The organism is Mucilaginibacter sp. AK015 (assembly GCF_014200785.1).
In the GTDB taxonomy this organism is placed as follows: domain Bacteria; phylum Bacteroidota; class Bacteroidia; order Sphingobacteriales; family Sphingobacteriaceae; genus Mucilaginibacter.
Map to the genome: position 1 here is coordinate 1 of NZ_JACHCV010000011.1, position 1,376 is coordinate 1,376.

1 protein-coding gene is annotated in these 1,376 nt (G+C 55.2%); it reads left to right on the plus strand.

Annotated features, from left to right (window positions below):
• On the plus strand, window positions 1–1,376 hold a 1,376-nt coding region (locus tag HDC91_RS19800; RefSeq protein WP_183555173.1), incomplete at both ends, for a PIG-L family deacetylase.

Here is a 1,376-nt window from a genome sequence, read left to right on the forward strand (position 1 = left end):
GGGTTCAATGAGCCGGGCTCGGCCCCAAACTCGGGCACCCGGCTGGTTACGCTGGATGACCTTACCCGCCGTGATGCCTCCCGCGATTTTGGCGGTAAGCAAAATGTGCCTGCCAAAGCCATCACCATGGGCGTGGGCACCATATTTAAGGCCCGGGAAATTATCCTGATGGCCTGGAGCGCTAAAAAAGCGCCCATTGTGCGTAAGGCGGTAGAGGGGGAAATCTCAGGCGAAGTGCCGGCTACCTTCCTGCAGTTATCAGATAATGTAGAATTTGTACTGGATGCGGATGCGGCATCAGACCTTACCCGGTTTGATACGCCCTGGCTGGTTAAGGATTGTGCCTGGGATGATCGGCTGATCAAAAAAGCGGTGATCTGGCTGTCCCGGGCGGTGGGTAAACCTATACTAAAGCTTACTGAAGAAGATTACAACGGCAATGGTATGGCACAACTGGCTGTAGAGCGGGGCCCGGTATACCAGATCAACATTGATATATTTAACCGCCTGCAGCATACCATAACCGGCTGGCCGGGCGGTAAGCCGGGGGCCGACGACAGCCAGCGCCCTGAGCGTGCCGAGCCGGCCCGCAAGCGCTCTGTTATCTTTTCGCCGCATCCTGATGATGATGTGATATCCATGGGCGGTACCTTCATCCGCCTGGTCGATCAGGGCCACGATGTGCATGTGGCTTACCAAACATCGGGCAACACTGCTGTCTGGGATGATGATGTGCTGCGGTATATGGAGTTCGCTATTGATTTTAAACACAGTATAGGCGAGGATACCGCCCGGCTGCAGCGTATATATGATGACATGCGGGAGTTCATCGATAAAAAGTTACCTAACCAGGTGGATACTCCCGAGATCCGCGACGTTAAGGGCTTTATCCGCAAAACCGAGGCTATCTCGGGGGCGCGCTTCGCGGGCCTGCCCGACAGTAATATCCACTTTCAGGCGCTGCCTTTTTATGAAACCGGCAAAACGCAAAAAAATTCGGTTGGCGAGGAGGATATCAGGCTAACGATGGAACTGCTTCAAAAGGTAAAACCCCAGCAGGTGTTCACCGCCGGCGATTTTGCCGACCCGCACGGTACTCACGTGGTTTGCTTTAACATTGTGATGGAATCGCTGCGACGCCTGCGTAAAACCGAAGCCTGGGTAAAGGATTGCTGGGTTTGGATGTACCGGGGCGCCTGGCAGGAGTTCCCCACACATGAGATTGAAATGGCGGTGCCTTTGTCGCCCGCCGAGGTTTTGCGCAAGCGTAACGCCATCTTTAAACATCAGTCGCAAAAGGACAGGCCGGTTTTCCCCGGCGATGATGCACGCGAGTTTTGGGTACGGGCCGAGGACCGGAACCGCGAAACCGCCCA